The sequence below is a fragment of the Homoserinimonas sedimenticola genome (assembly GCF_026094475.1).
In the GTDB taxonomy this organism is placed as follows: Bacteria; Actinomycetota; Actinomycetes; order Actinomycetales; family Microbacteriaceae; genus Homoserinimonas; species Homoserinimonas sedimenticola.
On sequence record NZ_JAPELL010000001.1, the window covers coordinates 767074 to 785501 of the forward strand.

18 protein-coding genes are annotated in these 18428 nt (G+C 69.0%); 10 read left to right on the forward strand and 8 right to left on the reverse strand.

From position 1 onward, the window contains the following. Window positions 1-174 precede the first annotated feature (174 nt). Genes nirB through OH146_RS03610 form a run of 3 tightly spaced genes read left to right on the forward strand, consistent with a single transcriptional unit; the run spans window position 175 to window position 4753 of the window. On the forward strand, window positions 175-2784 hold the full coding sequence (gene nirB, locus OH146_RS03600; RefSeq protein WP_265157463.1) for a nitrite reductase large subunit NirB: 2610 nt from the start codon (window positions 175-177) through the stop codon (window positions 2782-2784). Next, the gene (gene cobA, locus OH146_RS03605; RefSeq protein WP_265160636.1) at window positions 2778-3563 is read left to right on the forward strand and encodes a uroporphyrinogen-III C-methyltransferase; all 786 of its coding nucleotides are present in this window, start codon (window positions 2778-2780) and stop codon (window positions 3561-3563) included. Before nirB ends, cobA begins: the two co-directional genes overlap by 7 nt. Further along, complete coding sequence (locus tag OH146_RS03610; protein ID WP_265157465.1) at window positions 3563-4753, forward strand: uroporphyrinogen-III synthase; 1191 nt, start codon at window positions 3563-3565, stop codon at window positions 4751-4753. Before cobA ends, OH146_RS03610 begins: the two co-directional genes overlap by 1 nt. On the opposite strand, the gene rimM is transcribed toward OH146_RS03610, so the two are convergent. The 5 genes from rimM to OH146_RS03635 form a co-directional block, all read right to left on the reverse strand. After that, complete coding sequence (gene rimM / locus OH146_RS03615; RefSeq protein ID WP_265160638.1) at window positions 4735-5322, reverse strand: ribosome maturation factor RimM; 588 nt, start codon at window positions 5320-5322, stop codon at window positions 4735-4737. The two genes, OH146_RS03610 and rimM, sit on opposite strands and share 19 nt — an antisense overlap. Next, window positions 5315-5551, reverse strand: a complete 237-nt coding sequence (locus OH146_RS03620; protein ID WP_265157467.1) for an RNA-binding protein — start codon at window positions 5549-5551, stop codon at window positions 5315-5317. The genes rimM and OH146_RS03620 overlap by 8 nt, the downstream gene beginning before the upstream one ends. Before the next feature lie 4 nt (window positions 5552-5555). Continuing rightward, complete coding sequence (rpsP, locus tag OH146_RS03625) at window positions 5556-6062, reverse strand: 30S ribosomal protein S16 (RefSeq protein ID WP_265157469.1); 507 nt, start codon at window positions 6060-6062, stop codon at window positions 5556-5558. A 128-nt stretch (window positions 6063-6190) separates the two neighbouring features. After that, window positions 6191-7162, reverse strand: coding sequence for a DMT family transporter (locus OH146_RS03630; RefSeq protein ID WP_265157471.1), 972 nt, complete (start codon window positions 7160-7162; stop codon window positions 6191-6193). A 70-nt stretch (window positions 7163-7232) separates the two neighbouring features. Further along, window positions 7233-8066, reverse strand: coding sequence for an LLM class F420-dependent oxidoreductase (locus OH146_RS03635; RefSeq protein ID WP_265157473.1), 834 nt, complete (start codon window positions 8064-8066; stop codon window positions 7233-7235). A 100-nt stretch (window positions 8067-8166) separates the two neighbouring features. Between OH146_RS03635 and OH146_RS03640 the strand changes: the two genes are divergently transcribed. Further along, window positions 8167-9348 (forward strand): glycosyltransferase family 4 protein, encoded by a 1182-nt coding sequence (locus OH146_RS03640; RefSeq protein WP_265157475.1) that lies wholly within the window; start codon window positions 8167-8169, stop codon window positions 9346-9348. Between the two features lie 33 nt (window positions 9349-9381). Here OH146_RS03640 and OH146_RS03645 read toward each other — a convergent pair whose 3' ends face one another. Both OH146_RS03645 and ffh read right to left on the reverse strand, forming a co-directional pair. Then, window positions 9382-10197, reverse strand: a complete 816-nt coding sequence (locus tag OH146_RS03645; RefSeq protein WP_265157477.1) for a maleylpyruvate isomerase family mycothiol-dependent enzyme — start codon at window positions 10195-10197, stop codon at window positions 9382-9384. A gap of 35 nt (window positions 10198-10232) precedes the next feature. Next, window positions 10233-11798 (reverse strand): signal recognition particle protein, encoded by a 1566-nt coding sequence (gene ffh, locus OH146_RS03650; RefSeq protein ID WP_265157479.1) that lies wholly within the window; start codon window positions 11796-11798, stop codon window positions 10233-10235. A gap of 22 nt (window positions 11799-11820) precedes the next feature. On the opposite strand from ffh, the gene OH146_RS03655 reads away from it, so the two are divergent. The 3 genes from OH146_RS03655 to lipA all read left to right on the forward strand — a co-directional run bounded on the left by OH146_RS03655 (window position 11821) and on the right by lipA (window position 14066). After that, entirely contained in the window at window positions 11821-12351 is a 531-nt protein-coding gene (locus OH146_RS03655) for a gamma carbonic anhydrase family protein (protein ID WP_265157481.1), read from the forward strand. A gap of 51 nt (window positions 12352-12402) precedes the next feature. Next, window positions 12403-13038 carry a lipoyl(octanoyl) transferase LipB gene (gene lipB, locus OH146_RS03660; RefSeq protein ID WP_265157483.1) on the forward strand — a complete coding sequence of 212 codons (636 nt, stop codon included), beginning with the start codon at window positions 12403-12405 and terminating at the stop codon, window positions 13036-13038. Window positions 13039-13109: 71 nt separating this feature from the next. After that, complete coding sequence (lipA, locus tag OH146_RS03665; RefSeq protein WP_265160640.1) at window positions 13110-14066, forward strand: lipoyl synthase; 957 nt, start codon at window positions 13110-13112, stop codon at window positions 14064-14066. 6 nt (window positions 14067-14072) lie between these two features. On the opposite strand, the gene ftsY is transcribed toward lipA, so the two are convergent. Continuing rightward, window positions 14073-14948: a signal recognition particle-docking protein FtsY gene (gene ftsY / locus OH146_RS03670; protein ID WP_265157485.1), complete on the reverse strand. Its 876-nt coding sequence runs from the start codon at window positions 14946-14948 to the stop codon at window positions 14073-14075. 100 nt (window positions 14949-15048) lie between these two features. Here ftsY and OH146_RS03675 point away from each other — a divergent pair, with 100 nt between their 5' ends. From OH146_RS03675 to OH146_RS03685, 3 genes are all read left to right on the forward strand, one after another. Further along, window positions 15049-16038: a TIGR03885 family FMN-dependent LLM class oxidoreductase gene (locus tag OH146_RS03675; RefSeq protein ID WP_265157487.1), complete on the forward strand. Its 990-nt coding sequence runs from the start codon at window positions 15049-15051 to the stop codon at window positions 16036-16038. Further along, the gene (locus OH146_RS03680; protein WP_265157489.1) at window positions 16035-17702 is read left to right on the forward strand and encodes an alpha-amylase family protein; all 1668 of its coding nucleotides are present in this window, start codon (window positions 16035-16037) and stop codon (window positions 17700-17702) included. The genes OH146_RS03675 and OH146_RS03680 overlap by 4 nt, the downstream gene beginning before the upstream one ends. A gap of 130 nt (window positions 17703-17832) precedes the next feature. Next, complete coding sequence (locus OH146_RS03685) at window positions 17833-18399, forward strand: histidine phosphatase family protein (RefSeq protein WP_265157491.1); 567 nt, start codon at window positions 17833-17835, stop codon at window positions 18397-18399. Window positions 18400-18428 lie beyond the last annotated feature (29 nt).

Below are 18428 nucleotides of genomic sequence, written 5' to 3' on the forward strand. Positions count from 1 at the left end.
ACCCATCCGGGTGCTCCGGCAACTCTACGAAGGGGATGTTTCGCCCCCATCACGGTCTGTTTCGCAATCGTGAACCCCTCCTCACAGCACGGGAGAGGGCCTGTAAGTCGAATGTGACGCCGCGGTCACAATCGGGCAATCGGACCGAAATCGCACGTACCTAGGCTCACAACCATGAGCCACGACGTCACCAGCAGTTCATCCCGCAGCAGTGCAGGCACAGCCCCGCGACACGTCGTCGTCGTGGGTGGCGGTCCCGCTGCCCACCGCCTCGCCGAGGCGCTCACGACGCGGGATGTCGCGGGCGCCCTGCGGGTCACCGTGATCTCGGAGGAACGGCACTCCCCGTATGATCGCGTCGCGCTGAGCCGCCGTCTCGAGGGCAGGGACGATCTCACACTCGCCACGGCGCCCTGGGAATCCGACACCGTGACGCTCCTCCTCGGGGACCGTGTCACGGGTATCGACCGCGAGGCTCGAACCGTCACGACCGAGAGCGGGGTCTCGATCGAATGGGACGAGCTCGTGCTCGCAACCGGTTCTCACGCGTTCGTTCCCCCTATCGACGGGGTCGAGCACGCCCGCGTCTACCGCACGATCGACGACGTCGACTGGCTTGTCGACGAGGTCGACCGCCTGGCCACGAGTCTGGGCCGGCGTCCGCGCGTGCTCGTCGCGGGCGGTGGACTCCTCGGTCTCGAAGCCGCGGGAGGGCTGCAGCGCCGCGGTGCCGACGCCGCGATCGTCAACTCCGCGGGATGGCTCATGAACGCTCAGCTCGACGAAGGGGCGGGGCAGGCGCTCGGCAAGATCATCGAGTCACAGGGCATCGAACTCCACCTCGCCCAGATGCCGCGCGCCGTGCACGTGGATGCGGCGGGAGCCGTGACATCCGTCGAGTTGACCAACCACAAGCACGTGCCCGCCGACCTCGTCGTCTTCGCGATCGGAATCCGGCCGCGCGATGAACTCGCGAGGGCAGCGGGGCTCGAAATCGGCGAACGCGGGGGCCTCGTCATCGGAACCGACTGTAGAACCTCGGATGCCCGCATCTGGGCGATCGGCGAGGTGGCCTGCTTCGAGGGCCGCTGCGTCGGGCTCGTCGCGCCCGCCAACGCCATGGCAGAGGTCGTCGCCGACCGGCTCCTCGGGGGCGCCGCCGAGTTCACCTCGGTCGATGACGCGACCAAACTCAAGCTCTCGGGCGTCGACGTCGCGAGCTTCGGGGACACGAGGGCCGAGCTGCCCGGCGCACTCGAGGTCGTCTACGCCGACCCCGCCCGCGGCCTCTATCAGAAACTCGTCGTCTCCGACGATGCCCGTACGCTCCTCGGGGGAGTCTTCGTGGGCGACGCCGAGCCCTATGCGGCGCTCCGCCCGCTCCTCGGCGCGCAGCTGAGTGCCGACCCGGGCGCCTACCTGTCGGTGGCAGGAGCCTCCGCTCCCGTGGACGACGAACTGCCGGATGCCGCCCTCGTCTGCTCCTGCAACGCCGTGACCGCCGGCGACATCCGCGCGGGCATCCACGAGGAGGGCTGCACCGAGCTCGGCACCCTCAAGACCTGCACCCGCGCAGGCACGCAGTGCGGCTCGTGCGTGCCCCTTGTGAAGAAGCTTCTCGAGGGCGAACTCACGAAGGCGGGCATCGCGGTCAACAACGCGCTCTGCGAGCACTTCTCCATGAGCCGGCAGGAGCTCTTCGACTCCGTGCGTGTGCTCGAGCTCACCTCCTTCGAGGAGATCCTCACTCGCTTCGGTGAGGGTCACGGATGCGACGTGTGCAAGCCCGCCATCGCCTCCATGCTCGCGAGCCACTTCGACGGGTACATCCTCGACTCCGGCCGCGGCGGGCTGCAGGACACCAACGATCGCGCCCTCGCCAACATGCAGAAGGACGGCACCTACTCGGTGGTTCCGCGTATCCCGGGAGGGGAGATCTCCCCCGCCAAGCTCGCCGTCATCGCGCAGGTCGCGACAGACTTCGGCCTCTACACGAAGATCACGGGCGGGCAGCGAATCGACATGTTCGGGGCGCGGCTCGACCAGCTGCCCGACATCTGGCGCCGCCTCGTCGACGCCGGCTTCGAGTCGGGACAGGCATACGGCAAGGCGCTGCGCAACGTCAAGAGCTGCGTCGGGTCGACCTGGTGCCGCTTCGGGGTGCAGGACTCCGTCGCCATGGCGATCCGCCTCGAGCTTCGCTACCGGGGGCTGCGCGCTCCCCACAAGTTCAAGTTCGGAGTGTCGGGCTGCGCGCGAGAATGCGCCGAAGCGCGAGCCAAGGACGTCGGCGTCATCGCGACCGATCAGGGGTGGAACCTCTACGTGGGCGGCAACGGCGGGTTCCAACCCACCCATGCACAGCTCCTCGCGGCCGACCTCGACGACGATGCGCTCATCCGCTACATCGACCGCTACATGATCTACTACATCCGCACGGCCGACCGCCTGCAGCGGACAGCGCGATGGATGGAGGAGCTGCCGGGAGGCATCGACCATGTGCGCGAGGTCGTCGTGGAGGACTCCCTCGGCCTCGGGGCAGAGCTGGAGGCAGCCATGGCCAAACACATCGGCAGCTACCAGGACGAATGGGCCGCCACCCTCGCCGACCCTGAGCGTCTGCGGCGCTTCCGCAGCTTCGTGAACGCCCCCGAAGCCCCCGACGTCGGCTTCCCGCGCGTCGCCGAGCGCGAACAGTGGCGCCCGGCCACGGCGGAAGAGGTGGCGGACCCCTCGACCGTGCTTCTCTCGGGCAGCACGATCCCCGTGCGGAGCGGATCGTGAGCGCCGGAGTGGGGCGCGTAACCCTCGTCGGCGGCGGCCCCGGCGCCGAGCACCTCATGACGGTGGGCGCCCTGCGCGCCCTCGCTGACGCCGACGTCGTGCTCTATGACCGGCTAGCCCCGCACGAGCGTCTCGCCGAGCTCGCGCCACGGGCGACCCTCATCAACGTGGGCAAGCTTCCCGGCCACCACCCCATCAGCCAGCGCGGCATCGAACTGCTCATGGTCGACCACGCTCGCGCGGGGGCCCACGTCGTGCGGCTCAAGGGCGGAGACCCCTACGTCTTCGGCCGGGGCAGCGAGGAGGTCATCGCGTGCCGAGAGGCGGGCATCCCCGTCGAGGTGATCCCGGGCGTGACGAGTGCTATCTCCGTGCCCGCCTCCGCCGGCATCCCGCTCACGCATCGCGGCGTGAGCCGGCTCTTCACGGTCGTCTCCGGGCACGCGCCCCTCAGCGAAGAGGAACTCGAACACCTCGCCGGGCTCGGCGGCACACTCGTCGTGCTGATGGGCGTCAGTTCTCTCCCCCACCTCGCGGCCGGACTGCAGCGCCACGGCGCGGCAGGCGATCTGCCCGTCGCGATCATCGAGCGAGGCTACAGCCGGCAACAGAAGACGACCGTCTCCTCGCTCGCCGACGTCGTGACAGATGCGACCCTCGCGGGCGTCTCCGCACCCGCCGTGCTCGTCGTGGGTGAGGTGGTCAGGCTCGCACACGCTGGAGCGCAGGATGCGGCCGAGGTCATGCGGTCCGCCGAACTGCTCGTGGAGAATGCCTGATGGGACGCGGACTTGTGGCTGACCCCATGCCGGGAGAGACGGACGCCGCAGCATCCGCTCACCCGGCCGCGCCCGAACTGACCGTGCCCGGGTTCCGCCACGACCAGCTCGAGGGGTTCCGCATCGGCGTGACCTCGCACCGACGAAGCGAGGACCTGATCGACGCCTTCGAACGGCGCGGCGCCACCGTCATGCACGGCCCCACCCTCCGGGTCACCCACGCCCAGGTCGACGGACCGGTGCTCGCCGACACGAGGGCAATCGTCGAAGCGCGACCCGACGTGCTCCTCGCGACGACCGGCTACGGGGTTCGTCGCTGGTTCGAGGTCGCCGACGCCGCAGGACTCGGCGACGAACTGACCGAGGTGCTGGGGAAGGCGAGGATCCTCGTTCGTGGCCCGAAGGCGCGGGGTGGCATCCGTGCCGCCGGACTCGACGACGACGGGATGAGCGACGCCGAGACGACCGAGTCCCTCGTCTCGAAAGCCCTCGAGGAGCTGCCAGCCGGCCTCACGGTCGCCGTGCAGCTGCACGGCCACACCGACGAACTTCAGCTGTCTCGACTGCGCGAGCGACACCGGGTGCTGACGGTCGCGCCCTACAGCTGGACCCACCTGGGCAGCACCGACGAGCGGGTGCAGCGGCTCGTCGAGGCGATCTGCGCCCGCTCCCTCGACGCCGTGACCTTCACAAGCGCCCCCTCCGTCGACGCCCTCTTCATCGCGGCGGAATGCATGGGTCTGCTCGACCCGCTGCAGGATGCCATGCGCAGCGACGTCTTGGCGGCAGCCGTCGGACCCGTCACGGCCGCGCCCCTCCTGGCCGCGCGCATCCGCGTGATCCAGCCGGAACGCTACCGGATGGGTGCCCTCATACGTCTCCTCTGCGAGCACCTCGAGACCACGAGCGTGCAGCGCATCGCGACCACCCACGGTCCCCTTGTGCTGCGCGGACAGCTCGTCGAGGTGAATGGTCGTCGGATGACGCTGCCGCTCACCCCCCTCGCGCTCCTACGGCGACTCGCCGTCGAGCCCGGCTCCGTGGTCTCACGCGCCGACCTCGTCGCGGCCCTGCCCGGCGCCCAGGACGATCACGTGATGGAGGTGGCCCTCAGTCGCCTGCGTCAGGCGCTCGACACGCCGGGGCTCGTCATGACCGTGGTCAAGCGAGGCTATCGGCTGGACGTCTGATCCGGCGCATCGTCGGCGTCGGGCAGCTCCTCGAAGAGTCCCGCCGGCGGAGTGACCGTGAGAGTGCCCGCCGAGATGTCCACTGCAGGCACGATGGCCTTGACGAAGGGCACAAGCACCTCGCCCGATTCGGTCTCGACGTGCAGCAGGTCCTGAGCGGGAAGATGCTCAACGCGAGTCACGCGGCCCACCACTGCACCATCGCGCACGACCGCGAGACCGACCAGCTGGTGGTCGAACCAGGCGTCCTCCTCGTCGGTCTCCTGAGAGACGTCCTGGTCGATCCAGAGGATCGCCTTGATGAGCGTCTCGGCCGTCGTGCGGTCGTTCACGCCCTTGAAGAAGGCGACGGGGTGCGAGTTGTACCAGCGGAGTTCGGCGAGTTCCAGGGTCTTGCCGTGCCAGGGAGAGGTGGTCGGCACCTGGAGGGTGAACACGGCGCCCGGCACGAAACGTCGCGCCGGGTCATCCGTGTACAGCTCGATCTTGATGGCGCCCTTGAGGCCGTGGGCCTTCGTCAGGCGTGCGACCCGAAGCTGGGTCGTGTCGGGGCGCGCTTCTCTAGTAATCGGTGTCCACCACGTCGACGCGCACCTTCTTGCCGTCGGCGATCGCCGACACGAGGGTGCGAAGTGCCTTTGCGGTGCGACCGGAGCGCCCGATCACGCGGCCGAGGTCCTCGGGGTGCACGCGCACCTCGAGGACCTCGCCACGAGGGGTGTCCTTCGCGTCGACCGCGACCTCGTCCGGGTGATCCACGATCCCCTTGACGAGGTGTTCCAGAGCGGCAGCGAGCAAGGGATCAGGCCTTGTCGGCGTCAGATGCCGTGACCGCGTCGACGTCGCTGTTGTCGACCTGCTCGGGCGTCTCCTGCACCGTCGTGGTGCCCGCCTCGACCTCAGCAGCGGCGTTGTCCGCGGCCTCGGCGTCAGCCTCGGCGACGGCCGTGTTCTTCTCGGCCGCCTTCGGCTTGAGCACGGGCTTCTTCTTCTCGTCCGCCACGAACGGCGTCTTGGGCTCGGCAACCTTCACGGTCGACTCGGCGTTCTTGTCGCCCTTGAACTTGCCCCAGTCGCCCGTGAGCTTGAGGATGGCGGCGACCTGCTCGGTCGGCTGCGCGCCGACGCTCAGCCAGTACTGCGCACGCTCGGAGTTGACCTCGATGAACGAGGGCTCCTCGGTCGGGTGGTACTTGCCGATCTCCTCGATCACGCGACCGTCGCGCTTGGTGCGCGAGTCGGCGACGACGATGCGGTAGTAGGGTGCCCGGATCTTGCCGAGGCGCTTCAAACGAATCTTTACAGCCACAATTCTCCTGTGTTTCTAGATATGGGAGCGAACTGACAGCCGTGAGCGTGGGGGCACACTCGGCCAGAAAGGTCTAATGGATCCCGGCGCCACCTGATTAGAGGGTCGGATGTCGCGGGCTCAACTCTCTATTCTGCCAGAGTTTCACCCGCTCTGCGCACCGCGGGTGTCGACGGACCGCTGCTCGCGGCGCGCCGGCTCAGCCCGACCCCCACGAGGCAGGTCACACCGCCGATGATCGCCAGGAGCGGGGGTATCTCGCCCAGGAGAAGCGCCCCCGCGAGCACGACGAGTGCCGGCACCACATAGGTCGTCACCCCGAGACGCCCCGCCGGCATCCGACCGAGCGCGTAGGCCCACGTGCTGAAGGCGATCGCGGTCGGCACGACACCCAAGTAGACAACGCCCAGCACGGAGGCGAGGGGGGCCGCCTGCAGCTCCGTCACGAGCGCCCCTGCGAAGGGCAGGCAGCCGATGGCGCCGATCACGCAGCCGAGCCAGGTCACCTGTGCGGCGGGAAGACGGCGCAGCACGGGCTTCTGGCAGAGCACCCCGATCGCATAGGTCAGTGCTGCGGCGAGCGCCCAGAGCACACCCCTACTGTCGCCGAAGCCGCTCCCCGTAGCGATGCCGATCAGCACGACCCCGATGAAGGCGACGAGCGCCCCGATCGCGAGCCAGCGGGGAATGCCCTCCCCCAGGAACAGCCCCGCCCCCAGCGCAATGAGCAGGGGCCCGATGTTGACGAGCATGGCGGTCGTGCCCGCATCCAGATACTGCTCGGCGACGTTGAGGGCGACGTTGTAGACGCTGAACCAGGAGAGGCCGAAGACGATAACGAGCAGCCACTCCCGGCGGGTCGGCCGTACCCAGCGCCGCCCGATCATGACGACCCCCAGGGCGAGCGCGCCCACCGCGAGACGGCCGAGTGCGAGCCCTCCCCCCGAGAAGTCTTCGGCGACGGCGCGGATGACGACGAAGGCGCTCGCCCACGCGACAAGCGTCACGACGATCGCCCAGAAGACTGCGGGAGAACCACGGCCCGGGCCCGCTGAGCTCACGGGAATCGGGGCGGGGGCGGCAGAGGCGGCGGAGGTCATGCGAGAACGCTACTCGCGGCCACCGACGCTCCTTCCTCCTCAGCGGCAACTTGGCACGAAACGAACGGAATCAGGCCGTCCGCCGGGCATTGTGCCCGTCGCGCCAGGAGAGCCAATCCCGCACGGCCTCGACGTCGTAGTCGGGCCCCGAGAGCCCGACGGTGAAGAGACTTGCACCCAGCGCGACCGCCGCGTCGGCAGCATCCGCCCCCGTCGCACCACCCGTCGTGCCCGCCGGCTTGCGGTTCACCTCGGTCGAGATCTCGATCTCGCTCGTGTCGCGACCGACGTCCTCGCCATGCTTCGCAAGGATGCCGAGCTTGCGCTCGAGCGTCGGCGCATCCGAGAAGCTGTGCCAGATATCGGCGTGCTGGGCGACGATGCGCAGGGTCTTCCGCTCACCGCCGCCGCCCACGAGGATCGGGATGCGCCGAGTCGGGGCCGGGTTCAGCTTCTCCCAGCGCTCACGAATGATGGGCAGGTTGTGCGCGAGCGCTGCGAGCCGCGTTCCCGGCGTGCCGAACTCATAGCCATACTCGTCATAGTCACGCTGGAACCATCCCGCTCCCGTGCCGAAGATGAAGCGGCCCTCTCCCCCTCGCGCGCTGATGTGGTCGATCGTGCGAGCCATATCCGCCTGCAGATTCGGATTGCGATAGCTGTTGCAGTTGACGAGGGCGCCGATCTCCACCCGGCGCGTCTGCTCGGCGAGCGCCGCGAGCATCGTCCACGACTCGAAGTGCAGGCCGTCGCGCTCGCCCGACAGGGGAAAGAAGTGGTCCCAGTTGAAGAGGACGTCGACGCCCAGCTCCTCAAGCTCCGCCGCGAGATCACGGATGCGCTCGTAGGGCGCATGCTGGGGAGCGATCTGGACGGCAATGCGGATGGGCCTCGTCGTGGTCATGTCTCCACCCTATGCACGCCGCCCTGCGCTTCACCCCCCGTTCACCGCCTCGCCACTCGCGCGCATTCGCAATGTCGTCGTGGAGGCGCAGCCTAGAGGCATGAGAATCGCGCTCGTCGCTGAATCCTTCCTCCCCCACGTGAACGGGGTCACTCACTCGCTGCTGCGAATCATCGATCATCTCTCCGAACGCGGCGACGACGTGCTCGTGCTCGCCCCCAGCGACGCGCAGCTGCCGAAGGAGCTCGCGGGCGTCGACATCGAGGGGCTGCCCGCATTCGCCCTGCCCAACTACCGGAATGTGCGCATCGCCACCGTGACGGTCGCGCGTGTCGCCAAGTCGCTCCGCCGCTTCCGCCCCGACGTCGTGCACCTCGCCTCGCCATTCGTGCTCGGCCTACAGGCGGCCATCGCCGCGGAGCAGCTCGGCATCCCCACTGTCGCCGTCTACCAGACGGATGTCCCGGCCTACGCCACCCGTTACGGCTTCGCCGGCGCCGAGCCACTCCTCTGGCGACAGGTGCAGAGAATCCACCAGCGGGCGACCCTGACGCTCGCCCCCTCGAGCTACGCCGAGCAGCAACTGCGCACGCAGCGGATCGACCGGCTGCGCCGCTGGGGGCGAGGAGTGGATGCCGTGCGCTTCTCGCCCGAGCGGCGCAGCGACGCGTGGCGCGCTCGAGTCGCCCCGGGCGGCGAGCGCATTGTCGGCTACGTCGGTCGGCTCGCAACGGAGAAGCAGGTCGAAGACCTGCGTGTTCTCGCGACCCTGCCTGATGTCCGGCTCGTGATCGTGGGCGGCGGTCCCCTGCGCACCCGTCTCGAAGAGCTCATTCCCAGCGCTCACTTCGCGGGCTTCCTCGGCGGCGACGAGCTCGCGACAGCGCTCGCGAGCTTCGACGTCTTCGTGCACCCCGGCGAGCTCGAGACCTTCTGTCAGACCATCCAGGAGGCCATGGCCAGTGGAGTGCCCGTCGTCGCGACGGGGCGTGGCGGCCCCGTCGACCTCGTCGACTCGAGTCGCACGGGGTGGCTCTACACCCCCGGCAACCTGCACGAGCTTCGCGACAGGGTCAACGACCTCGTCGGTGACGAGGCAAAGCGCCGCGCCTTCGGTGAGGCAGGACGGGCGGCTGTCGCTGATCGCTCCTGGAACACCCTGTGCCAAACACTCATCGGCTACTACGCGGAGGCGATGGCACTCCACCGCACTCGGCCGCACGGGGGCTGGCCCGTCTCGACGCCCCTCAGCCGACGCAAGCTGTCCGCGAACCGGGCGTAACGCCCCGGCGCATCCTCAGCGTGACGGTCGCGCTCACGCCGTCATCGTGAGGTTCGCAAGAATACGCTCTGCGAGCTCCTCGTCACCCTCGATAGCGACGGCGCCCTCGAGGGGGGCCCGTCGACCGCCCGCGAGCGCGATGTACGACTCGAGGTCGGTGCGGATGCGCACGGTCGGCTGCTCTGGGATCTCGGCGAGCGGCCGACCCCGGCCGTCATCGCCGACCCCGAACGCGACCACGGGAAGACCCGCGAGCTCAAACACGACAGTCGCGCCCGGGGCAGCGCCCGCGCGCTTGGCGATGACATAACCGAGGCTCTCGGCGAAGTAGGTCGCCGTGTGAATCGCACCCGGAGCATCCAGCCCACCCGGGAGGCCGACGGCGCGACGGATGTCCTGCTCATGCATCCACACATCGAGGGGCCGATTGCGCAGAAGGGTCTCCCACGTCCAGTCGAGGCCCGGCACGCCCAAACGCGGTCTGGCCGAAGCATCCGTCGGGGGCTCTGCCTCGAGCGCGGCGAAGCGCGCCGCCGACGATTCGCGGATCTCAGCGATGATCTCCCGCGGCGTGCGGCTGCGACGCTCTGCGACGCCGCTCTCCGTGAACTCCTTCGGCGGGGCGGGCAGAGAAGCGCTCGCCGTGGGCTCCGCCCGTGCGTCAGGAAGGGTCGCGAGAACCGACTCGAGGTGGGCGGTATGCGCCGCGATGTCGTGCACGCTCCAGCCGGGCAGGTCGGTCGGCTGCGACCACGCAGCATCCGGAAGCTGCTCGAGAAGGGCCACGAAATCGTCGATCGTGCGCCGAGCCACAGCGACATAGCCGGCGAGGCGCTGCTGGTCCCTCATGACCACACCCTATCCGCGGGGCGCCGGCGAGGGCGTCAGCGACCGCCGAGCATCTTCTGGAGCGCAGCGAGCTCCTCCTCGCTCGGGGTGCCGTCGCCCTTGGCGCCGCCGAGACCGAAGCCCGAGCCGGTCGGCGCGCTGGGGGCCGCCTTGCCGGCCGCGAGGGCCTTCTCCTCAGCCGCGCGCTTCGCGGGGTTTCCCGAACGGGACTTCTTCTGCGGGGCCTTGCCCTTCTTGCGGCCGCCGTGCCCGCCGCCGCCCGGGATGGGACCCATGCCGGGGATCTGGGGCATGCCGCCCTTCGCGACGGTCTTCATCATCTTGGCCGCCTGCTCGAAGCGCTGGATGAGTCCGTTGACCTCGGTGACGGTCGTGCCCGAGCCGCGCGCGATGCGCAGCCGGCGAGACCCGTTGAGGAGCTTCGGGTTGCGACGCTCCGCCGGCGTCATCGACTGGATGATCGCCTCGGTGCGGGTCAGCTCCGACTCGTCGAAGTTCTCGAGCTGCTCGCGCATGCCGCGCGCGCCGGGGAGCATTCCCATGAGCCCCTTGAGGGAGCCCATCTTCTTGAGCTGCTGCATCTGAGCGAGGAAGTCCTCGAGCGTGAAGCTGTCGGTCGCGAACTTCTCCGCGACCTTCTTCGCCTCCTCCTCGTCGAAGTTCTTCTGCGCCTGCTCGATGAGGGTCAGGATGTCGCCGAGGTCGAGGATGCGGCTCGCCATGCGCTCGGGGTGGAAGGGCTCGAACTCGTCGAGGCGCTCACCCGTGCTCGCGAAGATGATGGGACGCCCGGTCACCGAGGCGACGGAGAGCGCCGCGCCACCGCGGGTGTCGCCGTCGAGCTTCGTGAGCACGACGCCCGTGAAGTCCACGCCCTCCTGGAAGGCCTTCGCCGTCGCGACGGCGTCCTGGCCGATCATGGCGTCGATGACGAAGAGCACCTCGTCGGGGTCGACCGCCTTGCGGATGTCCGCGGCCTGCTTCATCATCTCGGCGTCGACGCCGAGGCGGCCGGCCGTGTCGACGATGACGACGTCGTGGACCTTGTCGTTGGCGTACTTGATGGCATCCTTGGCGACCTTGACGGGATTTCCGACGCCGTTGCCGGGCTCGGGCGCGAAGACCTGCACGCCCGCCTGCTCGCCCACGACCTGCAGCTGTGTCACGGCGTTGGGGCGCTGGAGGTCCGCGGCCACGAGGAGGGGAGTGTGGCCCTCTCCCCCGAGCCACTTCGCGAGCTTGCCCGCGAGGGTCGTCTTGCCGGCACCCTGCAGGCCCGCGAGCATGATGACGGTTGGACCCGTCTTGGCGAACTGCAGTCGGCGCTGCTCGCCGCCCAGGATGCCGATGAGCTCGTCGTTGACGATCTTGACGACCTGCTGCGCGGGGTTGAGCGCCTTGTTGACCTCGTCGCCGAGGGCGCGCTCGCGCACGGCGGCCGTGAACTGCTTGACGACGTCGAGCGCGACATCCGCCTCGAGCAGGGCGCGACGGATCTCGCGGACGGTGCCGTCGACATCCGCTGGACTGAGCTTGCCCTTGTTGCGGAGGTTCTTGAAGGTGTCCGCGAGGCGGTCGGTGAGGTTTCCAAAAGTGGCCATGGTGCCGACTAGTTTAACTGCCATGACACCATCGCCGCTGATCGTCACCATCGAGGGCAACAGCCCCGTCGTCGCCGAGACCGCGTGGGTCGCCCCCAACGCGACGCTCGTGGGCAGGGTGACGCTCCACGAGCAGTCGAGCGTGTACTACGGCACGGTGCTGCGGGCCGATGTCGACAGCATCACCGTCGGTGCGCGCAGCAACCTGCAGGACAACGTGACGGTGCACTGCGACGCCGGGGTGCCCGCGACGATCGGCGAGGGCGTGAGCGTCGGCCACGCCGCCATGCTGCACGGCTGCACGATCGAGGACGAGTGCCTCATCGGCATGAGCGCGACGGTCTTGAACGGGGCCGTCATCGGGGCGGGGTCGCTCGTCGCGGCAGGCGCCGTCGTACTGGAGGGCACAGTCATCCCTCCGGGATCCCTCGTGGCGGGCGTGCCTGCGAAGGTACGACGCGCGCTCACGGAGGAGGAGCGCGCGGGGCTCCGCGAGAACGGCGTCCGCTACCTCGGCTACACCGATCTCCATCGAGAGGCGCTGAGCGACTGACGCGCCGCCACGCTTATTTGGACTGAGTCCAATTAACGCTACGCTCGGCGAATGGTGGACATCATCCGGGTTGGTCTCGCGCCCCGCTTCGTTCCCTACTCCGAGGGCTGGGAGCTGCAACGACGCATCCATCGCGAGGTCGTGGACGGCCGCTCCCCCGACACGCTCCTGCTGCTGGAGCACGAGCCCGTCTTCACCGCCGGCACACGCACGGTCGAGAGCGAACGCCCCGTCGACGGTACGCCCGTCATCGATGTCGACCGGGGCGGCAAGATCACCTGGCACGGCCCCGGCCAACTCATCGGCTACCCCATCCTCCGCCTCCCCCAGCCTCTCGACGGGGTGGCGTACGTGCGTCGGCTCGAGGGCGTGCTGACGGGGGTGCTCAGTCCGTTCGGCATTGCGGGCAGGAGCATCCGTGGCCGCACCGGCGTCTGGGTTGACACCGTATCGGGACCCGCGAAGGTCGCGGCGATCGGAGTGCGGGTCGCCGAGGGCGTGAGCATGCACGGCTTTGCGCTCAACTGCAGCAACAGCCTCGAGCCCTACCGCCGCATCGTGCCCTGTGGAATCCGCGACGCCGGGGTGACGAGCGTCAGCGAGCTGCTCGGGCGCACGGTCACGCCGGCCGAGGTGGTCGAGCAGGTCGCCACGGCCTTCGCGGCCGAGCTGGAGGCGGCGGCGTGAGTGGCTGCGGTTCGTCGAATGGGTCTGTCGTCGCGGCATCCGGGCCCGCCCAGGCCCCCGGTGGTCGACGGATGCTGCGCCTCGAGATCCGGAATGCGGAGACGCCGATCGAGCGCAAGCCCGAGTGGATCAAGACCCGCGCCCGCATGGGACCCGAGTACTCCGCGCTGCAGGCGCTCGTGCGGGACGAGAAGCTCCACACCGTGTGCCAGGAGGCCGGCTGCCCCAACATCTACGAGTGCTGGGAGGATCGCGAGGCGACCTTCCTCATCGGGGGCTCGCAGTGCACGCGGCGCTGCGACTTCTGCCAGATCGACACCGGCAAGCCTGCCGACTATGACCGCGACGAGCCTCGCCGTGTCGCCGAGTCGGTCGCCAGCATGCGGCTGCGCTACGCGACAGTGACGGGGGTGGCGCGAGATGACCTGCCCGACGAGGGCGCGTGGCTGCACGCCGAGACCGTCCGGGCCATCCACGAGCGCACGCCGGGCACGGGCGTCGAGATACTCGCGACCGACTTCTCTGGTGACCCCGGGCTCCTCGGGGAGGTGTTCTCGGCGCGGCCGGAGGTCTTCGCGCACAATGTCGAGACGGTCCCCCGGCTCTTCAAGCGCATCCGCCCCGCCTTCCGCTACGAGCGCTCACTCGGAGTCCTGACGCACGCGCGCAACGCGGGTCTCGTCACGAAGTCGAATCTCATCCTCGGTATGGGCGAGGAGCGCCACGAGATCTCGCAGGCGCTGCGGGACCTCCGCGAGGCCGGCACCGACATCATCACGCTCACGCAATACCTCCGCCCCTCGCCGCGGCACCTTCCCGTCGCGCGCTGGGTGCGGCCCGAGGAGTTCGTGGAGCTGCGCGAGGAGGCCGAGTCGCTCGGCTTTTCGGGCGTGCTCGCCGGTCCGCTCGTGCGCTCCTCCTACCGAGCAGGGCGGCTCTGGGCGCAGGTCATGCTCGCGCAGGGCCGCGCGATCCCGCCCGAGTTGGAGCACCTGGCAGAGAAGGGTTTCGCGCAGGCGGCAGGCTAGGCTCGCTCAGCCGACGAGGTTCTGCACGAATACGTGCGGCGTGAAGCCCGTGAGGTCGCCGATCTTCTCGCCCTGGCCGATGAGCTTGATGGGGATGCCCGTGCGCTCCTGCACCGCGAGCACGAAGCCGCCCTTGGCGGAGCCGTCGAGCTTCGTGATGACGAGCCCCGTCACGCCCGCGTGCTGGATGAAGGCCTCCGCCTGTGCGACGCCGTTCTGACCGGTCGTCGCGTCGAGCACGAGCAGCACCTCGGCGATCTCCGTCTGCTTCTCGATGACGCGCCGGATCTTGGCCAGCTCATCCATGAGCCCGCTCTTCGTCTGCAGACGACCAGCTGTGTCGATGATCGCGATCTCGATGCCCTCCCGCATGGCCTTCTCGACCGTCTGGAAGGCGACGGATGCCGGGTCCTGCCCCTGCTGCTGCGGCCGCACGATCTGGGCGCCGCCGCGCTCCGCCCACGTGGCGAGCTGCTCGACCGCAGCCGCGCGGAAGGTGTCCGCCGCACCCACGACGACGCTGCGCCCGTAGTTGCCGAGGAACTTCGCGAACTTGCCGATCGTCGTCGTCTTGCCGACGCCGTTGACGCCCACGACCAGCACGACCGCGGGGCGCGCCGTGAGGGTGAGCGTGGGGTCGAGCTTGGCGAAGCGTTCCTCGAGGTTCTCCCGCAGCATCCGCTTGAGGTCCGTCGGGTCTGTCGTGTTGTAGCGCCGCACCTGCTCGCGCAGCTGCTCGATGACGGCATCCGTGATGTCGGGGCCGAAGTCGGCCGTGATGAGCGCCGTCTCGAGGTCGTCCCAGGTGTCCTCATCGATCGTCGGCTTCGCGAACATGCCGCGGAGGGCGCCGGAGAGAGACCAGGGGGTGCGTTCAGCCATGCCTCCAGCGTAGGCCAGCACCCGGCAAGCCTCAGCGACCACGCAGGGAGCCGTGGTTACGTCACCAGCGACAGCAGCCACATCAAGGAAGGGACGACCCGTGACCGTGATCGGCTGGCACGCCTCGCACGAGCAGCTCCACCCGAAGGACCTCCTCACCTCCCTGCAGCACGCGGAACAGGCGGGGTTCACCGCCGCGATGTGCAGCGACCACTTCGCTCCGTGGAGCGAGCGGCAGGGGCATTCGGGGTTCGCGTGGTCATGGCTCGGCGCCGCACTGCAGGCGACCGAGCTGCCCGTCGGGGTCGTCAACGCCCCAGGGCAGCGCTACCACCCCGCGATCATCGCGCAGGCGGCGGCGACGCTCGAGGCGATGTTCCCCGGGCGCTTCTGGGCCGCACTCGGCAGCGGTGAGGCCATGAACGAGCACATCACGGGCGACGCGTGGCCGCGCAAGGAGCACCGCAACGAGCGGCTGCTCGAGAGCGTCACGGTCATGCGCTCCCTGCTCGCGGGGCACGAGGTCAGTCACGAGGGCCACGTGACGGTCGATCGCGCGCGGCTGTGGACGAGACCGGATGCCCCGCCACCCCTCCTCGCCGCTGCGGTCTCTGCAGAGACGGCTGCGTGGGCGGCAGAGTGGGCCGACGGCCTCGCGACCGTCAACCAGTCACCTGATGCGCTGCGGAACGTCGTCGACGCCTACCGCTCCGCCGGCGGGCGCGGCGCCCTCGTGTTGCAGGTGCATGTGAGCTACGCGGCGAGCGACGAGGAGGCCCTCGCGATCGCCCACGACCAGTGGCGCACCAACGTCTTCTCCCCTCCGCTGTGCTGGGATCTCGACAGCGCCGAGTCCTTCGACATCGCGGCCTCGCACGTCGAGCCGGAGGACCTGCGCGGCTCCGTGATCGTGTCGTCCGCGACATCCGAGCATGCCGACAGGCTCGCCGAACTCATCGACATCGGCTTCGACGAGGTCTACCTGCACCATGTCGGCCGAGAGCAGCGCGAGTTCATCGACGCCTTCGGCGAGCGCGTGCTGCCGCAGCTCTCCGTCACCTCGAAGCTGTCGGGGGGTGCCGCCGCGTGAGGATCACCGACACGAGCGACCTGTGGTGGAAGAACGCCGTCATCTACTGCCTCGACGTCGAGACCTTCATGGACTGGAACGGCGACGGCCAGGGCGACTTCGACGGCCTCGCCCACCGCCTCGACTACCTCGCCGAACTCGGGGTCACCTGCCTGTGGCTCATGCCCTTCTACCCGACACCGGACAAGGACGACGGCTACGACGTCACCGACTTCTACGGGGTCGACAGGCGCTTCGGCAGCCTCGGCGACGTCGTCGAAGTGATCCGCTCGGCGCGTGACCGCGGCATGCGCGTGATCGCAGACCTCGTCGTCAACCACACGTCGGAGAAGCATCCGTGGTTCATGTCGGCGCGATCGAGCCGGACCTCCCCGTACCGCGACTACTACGTATGGCGCGATGAGATCCCCGAGGATCCCCGCGAGACCATCTTCCCCGGGCAGGAGGACGGGGTGTGGACCCTCGACGAGAAGACGGGCCAGTACTACCTGCACCGCTTCTTCCACCACCAGCCAGACCTCAACGTTGCGAACCCGCGGGTGCGCGAGGAGATCGGCAAGATCATCGGCTTCTGGCTCGAGCTGGGGCTCTCAGGGTTCCGGGTGGATGCCGTGCCCTTCTTCATCGAACACGACGGCGGGGCGAGCGCCGACTATGACGACCCGCACGTATACCTGCGCGAGCTCAGTGAGATGACGAAACGTCGCCGCGGCGACTCGATCCTGCTCGGTGAGGTCAACCTCCCATACAAGGAGCAGGTGCAGTTCTTCGGCGGCGACGATGGTGACGAGCTCGCGATGCAGTTCGACTTCGAGGCCATGCAGCGCTGCTACCTCTCCTTCGCGAGGGGCGACGCGCGGCCGCTGGCCAGCACACTCGCCAAGCGGCCTGCGCTCGCGCGGCGCTCGCAGTGGGCCAACTTCCTGCGCAATCACGACGAGCTCACGCTCGACAAACTGAGCGACTCGGAACGCGAGGAGGTCTTCGCCGCCTTCGGCCCGGAGGAGCGGATGCGCGCCTTCGGCCGCGGGATCACGCGACGCCTGCCCCCCATGCTGGAAGGCGATCCCCGCCGCATCCGCATGGCCTACAGTCTGCTGTTCTCGATGCCGGGTACACCAGTGCTCTTCTACGGTGAGGAGCTCGGCATGGGCGAGAACCTCGAGGCGGAAGGTCGCCACGCCGTGCGCACGCCCATGCAGTGGAACAGCGGAAAGAACGGCGGCTTCTCGACCGCCAGGCGTCGTGCCCTGCCCGGCCCTGTCACGGAGGGGCCCTACGGTCCCGAGTTCGTCAACGCCGACCAGCAGGTGCGCGACCCCGACTCGCTGCACAACTTCATCCGCCTGCTCACAAGCCGCTACCGCTCGTCGCCCGAGATCGGCTGGGGCGAACTCACGATCCTGAAGCAACCCCACGATGCGGTGCTCGCCCACCGGATGACCGGCCCTCTCGGGAGCATGATCGCGCTTCACAACTTCTCGGGCGAGTCCCTCTCGGTCGCCATCGACGTCGAGGGCGGCGATGAGGACACGAACCTCGTCGATCTGTTGCACGATGGCAGCACGGAGGTGTCGGCCGAGGGCACGGCGGAGCTTGCGCTCGGTCCGTACGGTTACCGCTGGCTTCGTGTGACCGACCCCGGCTCGCGCCGCATCGGGTGACGCTCTCGGCCCGCCCCATCGAGTTGCCCACTTCGCACGCTTCTGGGTCGGGTTCAGCAGCAGAAGTAGGCAATTCGATTGCGGGAAGCCGTTCAGGGAGAATGGATGTCTCCGACACGAGAGTGAGCACATGACGATCGCCTTCATCCGCCACGGCCAGACCGACTGGAACGCCGAAGGGCGCATGCAGGGAGGCAGCGACATCCCGCTCAACGATGTGGGGCGCGAACAGGCGCGGGAAGCGGCATCCGTGCTGGTGGATGGCGGCTGGGACGTCATCGTCAGCTCCCCCCTCTCGCGGGCCCGGGAGACCGCCGCGATCATCGCGGACGGCATCGAACTCGAACTCGGCCGCAGCTACGAGCAGCTCATCGAGCGCAACTACGGCGAGGGTGAAGGGCTGACGCGCGACGAGATCGAGTCGCGCTGGGGCTCCGTGCAGAAGACCCCCGGCATGGAAACCCTCGACTCGGTCGTCGGCCGGGGCACCGCCGCCCTGCAGCAGATCTCCGAGGAGTACGCGGGCCGCAACGTCGTGGTCGTGTGCCACGGCACGATCATCCGCTACACCCTCGCGAAGCTGGCGGGGCGACCCCTCGACCAGATCATGAACGGCTCCATCTCGACGCTCGACTACCGCGACGAGGCGTGGCGCGTACTGAGCGTCAACGGCGTCGAACTCGTCGTCGAGGCCTGAGCCCGGCCGTCAACGGCGGGGCGCCCCTC